At 71.4% G+C, this 7,276-nt stretch carries 7 protein-coding genes; 2 read left to right on the plus strand and 5 right to left on the minus strand.

Annotated features, from left to right (window positions below; genetic code table 11):
* Window positions 1-932: uroporphyrinogen-III C-methyltransferase (cobA, locus tag CVO76_RS03720; RefSeq protein ID WP_208740717.1), on the minus strand; the 932-nt coding region annotated here is incomplete at its 3' end.
* Between the two features lie 3 nt (window positions 933-935).
* Entirely contained in the window at window positions 936-3,599 is a 2,664-nt protein-coding gene (gene nirB, locus CVO76_RS03725) for a nitrite reductase large subunit NirB (protein WP_208740718.1), read from the minus strand.
* A 224-nt stretch (window positions 3,600-3,823) separates the two neighbouring features.
* Between nirB and nirD the strand changes: the two genes are divergently transcribed.
* Window positions 3,824-4,186: a nitrite reductase small subunit NirD gene (gene nirD, locus CVO76_RS03730; RefSeq protein WP_133082435.1), complete on the plus strand. Its 363-nt coding sequence runs from the start codon at window positions 3,824-3,826 to the stop codon at window positions 4,184-4,186.
* Between the two features lie 27 nt (window positions 4,187-4,213).
* A complete protein-coding gene (locus CVO76_RS03735; RefSeq protein ID WP_244186171.1) occupies window positions 4,214-5,014 on the plus strand; it encodes a sirohydrochlorin chelatase in 801 nt (266 codons plus the stop codon).
* A gap of 10 nt (window positions 5,015-5,024) precedes the next feature.
* On the opposite strand, the gene glmM is transcribed toward CVO76_RS03735, so the two are convergent.
* The 3 genes from glmM to CVO76_RS03750 all read right to left on the minus strand — a co-directional run.
* Window positions 5,025-6,383, minus strand: coding sequence for a phosphoglucosamine mutase (glmM, locus tag CVO76_RS03740; protein ID WP_133082433.1), 1,359 nt, complete (start codon window positions 6,381-6,383; stop codon window positions 5,025-5,027).
* Window positions 6,384-6,493: 110 nt separating this feature from the next.
* Window positions 6,494-6,991 carry a 30S ribosomal protein S9 gene (gene rpsI, locus CVO76_RS03745; RefSeq protein WP_133082432.1) on the minus strand — a complete coding sequence of 166 codons (498 nt, stop codon included), beginning with the start codon at window positions 6,989-6,991 and terminating at the stop codon, window positions 6,494-6,496.
* A gap of 40 nt (window positions 6,992-7,031) precedes the next feature.
* On the minus strand, window positions 7,032-7,276 hold a 245-nt coding region (locus tag CVO76_RS03750), incomplete at its 5' end, for an uL13 family ribosomal protein (RefSeq protein ID WP_208740720.1).

Genomic DNA, 7,276 nt, shown 5'->3' on the forward strand with positions numbered 1-7,276 from the left:
TGGCACCGTGCGGCGCCGGCCGCCGTGACGATCGTCGAGAGGGTTCCCGCCGTCGTGCGCTGGGACGCGCTGTAGCCGCGCTCGACGACGGCGACCGGCATGTCGGGCCGCATCCCTGCCCTGCCGAGACCGGAGACGAGCTGCGGCAGCGTCGAGACGCCCATCAGGACCACGAGGGTCCCCCCGAGCCCTGCCAGGTGCAGGTGCTCCTCGTCGGTCAGCGGTGCATGGCCGGAGACGACGGTGAACAGATGGCTGACGCCGCGGTGCGTGACGGGGATGCCGGCGGCAGCCGGTACGGAGATCGCCGAGCTGACGCCGGGGATCACGCGGCACGGTACCCGCGCCTGGAGGCACGCGGCGAGTTCCTCGCTGCCGCGGCCGAACACGAACGGATCGCCGCCCTTGAGCCGGACCACGGAGCGACCCGCGAGCGCATGCCGCACCAGGAGCTCGTTGATGCCGGACTGCGGGACCCGGTGGTGGCCGGGGAGCTTGCCGACGTCCACCAGCTCCGCTGCGGGGGCCAGCTCCGCGAGCGAGTCCGTCGGGGCGAGCCGGTCGTAGAGCACCACGTCGGCCCCCCGGAGCGCTGCGGCCGCGTCGAGTGTCAGGAGCCCCAGCGCGCCGGGACCGCCGCCCACCAGGGTCACCGATCCGGAGTCCTCGGCCGCCGGTTCGGTGCCGAGGAGCGTGCCCGTGCGACGGCACGCGGCCCGGACCGCGTCGGCCAGGGGCTCGGGGAGCCCCTCCACGACGACGGCGAGCGCGGTGCCGTGCAGCACGGCGTCGTCGAATCCGGCCGGCGCGGATCCGGTGCAGGGGACCACGTCGGCTCCTGCCGCCCGGTACCGTGCCACCGCCCTGCGGGCGGCCCGCTCGCCGCCGACGACCACCACGCGCCGGCCTGCCAGATCGAGGTCCAGGTGCACGCTTCAGCCCTCCAGGGTTCCGGTTGCGGTGCGGACGGGGATCGCCGTACCGAGTCCCACGCGGCCGGCTCCGGCCTCGATCTCCGCGGGGGTGGCGGGGCGCTGCTGCCCGCGTTCCTCCACGAGGACGATCGACTGGTCCGCGGCGTCGGGGGCGTTGACGAAGGAACGGAAGCGGCGGAGCCGGTCGGGGTCCTTCAGCGTCGCCGCCCATTCGTCCTCGTAGTGTTCGACGTGCCGGGCCATCGCGGCTTCGAGGTCCTCCGCGATCCCGAGGGAGTCGTTCACGACCACGTCCCGCACGTGGTCGAGGCCGCCCTCGAGGTCATCCATCCAGCGGGCCGTCCGCTGCATGCGGTCCGCGGTGCGGATGTAGTACATGAGGTACCGGTCGATGTAGCGGATGAGGGTTGCACCGTCGAGGTCCTGCGCGAGCAGCTGCGCGTGGGCGGGCTGGAAGCCGCCGTTGCCACCCACGTACAGGTTCCAGCCCTGGTCGGTGGCGATCACGCCCACGTCCTTGCTCCGTGCTTCGGCGCACTCCCGGGCACAGCCCGAGACGCCCATCTTGAACTTGTGGGGTGCGCGGAGCCCGCGGTAGCGCAGCTCCAGGTCGATCGCCATGGCGACCGAGTCCTGCACGCCGAACCGGCACCAGGTGGACCCGACGCAGGACTTTACGTTCCGCAGGGCCTTGCCGTAGGCCTGCCCGGACTCGAACCCGGCCTCGACGAGGATCTTCCAGATCTCCGGCAGCTGCTCCAGCCGGGCCCCGAAGAGGTCGATCCTCAGAGCACCGGTCAGCTTGACGTACAGGCCGAACTGCTCGGCGACCTGCGCGATCACGGCGAGCTTCTGGGGCGTGATCTCCCCGCCGGGGATGCGCGGCACCACCGAGTAGGTGCCGTTGCGCTGCATGTTCGCGAGGGCGCGGTCGTTGGTGTCCTGCAGCGTGCCGCGGCCGCCGTCGAGCACGTACTCCCCGCGCTGCGTGGCGAGGATCGAGCCGATGGCCGGCTTGCAGATGTCGCAGCCGTGGCCGGCCCTGGCCTCGTCCGTCGCGCCGAAGCGGCCGAGGATGTCCTGGAAGGAGCCGAGGTCGAGCGCTTGGATGGCCTCGAACAGCTCCGGACGCGACATCGCGAAGTGCTCGCAGATGCCCTTCGGGACGGTCCGGCCGGCCTTGGTGAGCTCGCTGTCGAGCAGCTTCTTGAGCATCGGCACGCAGGAGCCGCACTGGGTCCCGGCCCGCGAGCAGGCCTTGAGGGCCGGCAGGTCCAGCGCCGGTTCCGCGGCGCCGCCGTCCTCCCCCACCCCATGGACCGCCGAGCGGCAGGCACCCGCGGTGACGTTGTTGCACGAGCAGAGGATGACGTCGTCGGGCAGTTCCGACGGCGGCGCCTCGCCGCCACCGGCCGAGGACAGGTACGCACCCGGCTCCGCCGGAAGCTCCCGGCCCAGCAGGGGCCGGAGGGCGGAGTAGGGTGCCGCGTCGCCGACGAAGATGCCGCCGAGCAGCGTCTTCGCGTCGTCGGTGACCACGAGCTTCTGGTAGAGCCCGCGCGCCGGGTCCGCGTAGACGATCTCCAGGCTGCCCTCGGTGTCCGCGAGCGCGTCCCCGAAGCTCGCGACCTCCACGCCGGAGAGCTTGAGCTTGGTGGCCGTGTCGAAGCCGGGGAACGTGGACACACCGCCGAGGATCCCGTCGGCGCAGACCTCGGCCATCGCGTTCGCCGGTGCTACGAGGCCCATGCTGACGCCCTCGTAGCTGGCCACCTCGCCGATCGCCCAGACTCCGGGCATCGCGGTCTCGCACGCCGCGCTGATGACGACGCCGCCGCGGGGCGCCACCTCGAGCCCCGCGTGCCGCGCGAGTTCGTCGCGCGGCCGGATGCCCACCGCGAACACCACGAGGTCGGCCGGCAGCACCGTTCCGTCGCTCAGCGCCACACCCGTGACCCGGCCGTCGTCGTCCGTGTCGATGGACGTCGGCGACCCGCCGCAGTGGATGCCCAGCCCCTTGGCCGCGATGAGGCGGCCCAGCGCCTGCCCGCCGCCCTGGTCGAGCTGGGCGTTCATGAGCCAGCCGGCCCGGTTCACCACGGTCGACGCGGCGCCGAGCTGCTGCAGTCCGCCGGCGGCCTCGAGGCCGAGGAGTCCGCCGCCGATGACGACGGCGTGTGGAGTCCTGCCAAGCTCGGCGGCGAGGCGTGCGGTCTCCGAGCGGAGCCACTGGACGTCGTCGAGCGTCCTGTACACCGCGGCGTGCTCCCCGCCCGGCAGGGGCAGCCGCACGGCGTCGGATCCGGTGGCGAGTACGACGTCGTCGTAGGCGTACTTCTCGCCCGACGCGCCGACGACGCACCGTGCGGCGAGGTCCAACCGGACGGCGCGCTCCCCCGTGACGAGCCGGATGGCCGGTTCGCGCCACATGAGCGGCTCACCGAGGCCGAGGTCGACGTCGTGGAGCAGGGCGCTGCTCAGCGCGACGCGGTCGTAGGGCGCGTGCGGCTCCTCGGTGAGCACGGTGACGGAGAGGCCGTCGGTGCCGCGCCGCCACAGGGCCTCGACGAGCCGGTGGGCTGCCGGCCCGCCCCCGACGACGACGATGCGCCGGTCGGATGCCGGGACGGCGTCGGCGGGCCGGGCTGCTCGGTTCTCGCTCATGGTGTGCCTTCCGTCCGGGGCCGGGGCGGTCCCGCGTCCGGTTCCACCGTACGAAGGGGCAATTACTCCTGTGTGTCGCGGATGTATCGGAAAGTTAACTTCGGGCTCACGGATGGTCGGAGGGCCGGTGAGGCGCAAGTTACCCGGCCGCAACAGCGCCGGGACGCAGGCGACACGTCCGCTGCCTAGCGTTGGTCCCACCGCACACCACCGAGAGGAATGCCATGACCGAACTCGTCCTGCAGCGTCCTGCCGCATCCAGCGCCGGCTGGGTCGCGGTCTGCCACCTCGACGACCTCGAGGAATGCTGGGGAGAGGCGGCCCTCGTCGGCCAGGAACAGGTCGCGCTGTTCCGGTTGCCGGGCAACCTGCTCCACGCCGTGGGCAACATCGACCCCCGGACGCGGGCCGCCGTCATGGCGCGGGGCATCGTGGGATCGCGCGGCACGACGGCGACGATCGCCTCTCCCCTGCACAAGGAGGTCTACGACCTGGCGACCGGGGCGTGCCTCTCCGGAGGGCCGGGTCTGCGTGCGTATCCCGTCCGGTGCGTGGACGGGGTCGTCGAGGTCGGCGTTGCCGCCTGAGGCGCCGCGGGTGCTTCAATGGCTGCCATGACCGCTTCCCCGTCCGGCTTCATAGCGCCCGTCCTGATCGCCTGCTCGCACGGCACCGACAACGCACAGGGGCGCCTCGAGATCGACGCCGTGCGCTCCGGCATCGAGGCCCTGCGTCCGGGGCTCGAGGTCCTCGAGGCATACGTCGATGTGCAGGATCCCGATCTCGTGGAGGTCGTCGCGGCACTGCCGCCCGGGCGCACGGCGGTCATCGTCCCCCTGCTGCTCTCCGTCGGCTACCACGTGAAGGTGGACATCGCGCGCGCTGCTGCGGGCAGGCCGGGCACGGTGGCGGCCCTGCCGCTGGGGCCGGATCCGCGCCTGGCCTCCGTGCTGCAGCAGCGGCTGCTCGAAGCGGGCGTATCGGACGACGACCCCGTGGTCCTGGCCGCCGCCGGGTCCTCCAATGCCTGCGCCGCGGAGGATGTCGCCGAGGTGCTGGCCGTCCTCGCCGAGGGCCGCACGGGTCCTGTGCGTGCGGGGTTCGGATCGAAGGCCTCGCCGTCCGTGCCCGACGCCGTCGCGTCCTACCGCTCGGTCGGGTCGGGGCCTGTGGCCCTGGCCTCCTACCTGCTCGCTCCCGGGTATTTCCACGACCAGTTGGCGAAGGCGGGCGCCGACGTCGTCAGCGCCCCGCTGCTGCCGGATCCTGCGATCGCGGAGATTGCCCTCGACCGGTACGACGACGCCGTGGCGCGCCTGCTCGCGGGTGGTCCGCAGCCGGGGTCCGTATGCCGGCGGCCGTGCCGGGCCCTGGTCCCGACCTGCGTGCGGAGTGCGGCGACCCAGCCGGTCTGACGCGGCGCTGCTACGCGACGGGCTCGAGGGAGAGGCGTTCCTGCACCGTGGCGGCCAGGTCCTCTGCTATGCGCTGCGCCGTGCCGGTGTCGCCCGCCTCGACCATGACGCGCACCACGGGCTCCGTGCCGGAGGGGCGCAGCAGCACGCGTCCGGTCTCACCCAAGATCGCCTCGGCCTCCCGGACAGCCTCCTGCACACCCTCGTCCGAGGTGGCCGCCGTGCGGTCCACCCCCTTGACGTTGATGAGCACCTGCGGGAGTTTCGTCATCACGGCCGCGAGTTCCTTGAGGCTCTTGCCGGTCGCGGCCATGCGTGCCGCGAGCTGGAGGCCGGTGAGGACGCCGTCGCCGGTGGTGGCGTACTCGGCGAAGATGACGTGGCCGGACTGCTCGCCGCCGAGGCTGTAGTCGCCGTCGCGCATACCCTCGAGAACGTAGCGGTCACCGACGCCGGTCTCCTTGATGGTGATGCCCGCCTCGCGCAGCGCGATCTTCAGTCCGAGGTTGCTCATGACGGTGGCCACGAGCGTGTCCTCCCGGAGCTTCCCGGCATCCCTCATGGCCAGTGCCATGACAGCCATGATCTGGTCGCCGTCGACCACCGTGCCCTCGTGGTCCACCGCGAGGCACCGGTCGGCGTCGCCGTCGTGGGCTATGCCCAGGTCGGCGCCGTGCTCGAGCACGGCGGCCTGGAGCTTCTCGAGGTGGGTGGAGCCGTAGCCGTCGTTGATGTTGACGCCGTCCGGGTCGGCACCGATCACCACGATGTCCGCGCCGGCGTGCCGGAACACCTCCGGGGAACAACCGCTCGCCGCGCCGTGCGCACAGTCGAGGACCACCTTGAGCCCCTCGAGGCGGTGCGGGAGGGTCTGCAGCAGGTGGACCACGTAGCGGTCCTCGGCGTCCGCGAAGCGCTGGATCCTGCCCACGTCGCCGGCCACCGGGCGGTGCCGGGGGTTCGCCATCTCGTCCTCGATGGCGTCCTCGAGCGCGTCGCTGAGCTTCTTGCCGCCACGGGCGAGGAACTTGATGCCGTTGTCCGGGGCCGGGTTGTGCGAGGCGGAGATCATCACGCCGAAGTCCGCGTCGAGGTCGGCCACCAGGAACGCCGCGGCGGGCGTGGGGAGGACTCCCGCGTCGTAGACGTCGACACCGGAACTCGCGAGGCCGGCCTCGACGGCTGCGGCGATGAACTCGCCGCTGATGCGCGGATCACGGGCGATCACCGCGGTGGGCCGGCGGTCACCGGCGACGGCGTTGTGCCCGAGCACGACGGCGGCCGCCTGGGCCAGCTGAAGGGAGAGTTCCGCCGTGATCAGGCCGTTGGCCAGACCGCGCACGCCGTCGGTGCCGAATAACTTGCTCATCGTTGATCATCCTAGGTGAAGAACATGACACCACTGAGGTGGGTCCCAACAAGGTTAAAGCACGATGCCCGCCCGGAAGTCCGGACGGGCATCTGCGCGTGTCCCCAGGCTTAGCGCTTGGAGTACTGAGGCGCCTTGCGTGCCTTCTTGAGACCAGCCTTCTTGCGCTCGATGACGCGGGCGTCACGGGTCAGGAAGCCTGCCTTCTTGAGGGCGGGGCGGTTGTTCTCGCGGTCGATCTCGTTCAGCGTGCGCGCAACACCGAGGCGGAGGGCACCGGCCTGGCCGGAGGGTCCACCACCGTGGATGCGGGCGATGACGTCGTACGCGCCGTCGAGCTCGAGGAGCTTGAACGGGTCGTTGACTTCCTGCTGGTGCAGCTTGTTCGGGAAGTAGTCAGCGAGCTCGCGCCCGTTGACGATCCACTTGCCGGTACCGGGGACGAGCCGCACGCGGGCGACTGCTTCCTTGCGGCGTCCAACGGCTCCGCCGCCGACGGTCAGCGCAGGGCGCTCCTTCGTGGTGGCCTCGCTGGCATCGGTGGATTCTGAGGTGTAGCTCGTGAGCTCCTCAGTGGGTTCATTCAGCTCTTCAGTGTTCTGAGCCACGGTTCTCCTTGAAGTGATTTCTTAGTGTTGGTGGCCAGGACTACTGGGCGACCTGGGTGATTTCGAACGTCTTGGGCTGCTGTGCGGCGTGGGGGTGCTCGGCGCCGCGGTAGACCTTCAGCTTGCCGATCTGCTGTGCTGCCAGCGAGTTCTTGGGGAGCATGCCACGGATGGCCTTCTCGACGGCGCGCTCCGGGTTCTTGTCCAGGAGTTCGACGTAGCTGGTCGACTTCAGGCCGCCCGGGTAACCGGAGTGGCGGTAGGCGCGCTTCGCCTGACGTCGGT

The sequence above is a fragment of the Arthrobacter agilis genome, assembly GCF_002953615.1.
In the GTDB taxonomy this organism is placed as follows: Bacteria; Actinomycetota; Actinomycetes; order Actinomycetales; family Micrococcaceae; genus Arthrobacter_D; species Arthrobacter_D agilis_B.